1 protein-coding gene is annotated in these 241 nt (G+C 52.7%); it reads right to left on the bottom strand.

All coding sequences use genetic code 11. The features are described from left to right. Positions 1 to 241, bottom strand: a 241-nt coding sequence (locus tag FJA49_RS18235; RefSeq protein WP_158629414.1) for an HYR-like domain-containing protein, incomplete at both ends; no start/stop codon positions are given.

Raw genomic sequence — 241 nt, 5'->3', positions numbered from 1 at the left:
TTGTCGCAAGACGCAGCCAGTTCGGCAGCAGGCAGTGTTCCTTCGAACGCAGGAGCCTGAGTATCGGTCACACTAACCACTTGAGTATGCTCGGCAGTATTACCGCATAGGTCAGTAGCCGTCCATTTTCTTGTCAATGTATAGCTTCCGGCACAAGCACCGTCAGTTCTAGTCTCTGCAAAAGTTACGGTTGCAGTTCCGCAAGCATCGGTTGCAGTAAGCGTAGCCGCAGCCGGGATAT

It is taken from the genome of Flavobacterium microcysteis (assembly GCF_006385255.1).
GTDB classification, from domain to species: Bacteria; Bacteroidota; Bacteroidia; order Flavobacteriales; family Flavobacteriaceae; genus Flavobacterium; species Flavobacterium microcysteis.
Note: the sequence above shows the minus strand (reverse complement) of the source record. Positions and strands in the feature narration are given on the sequence as shown.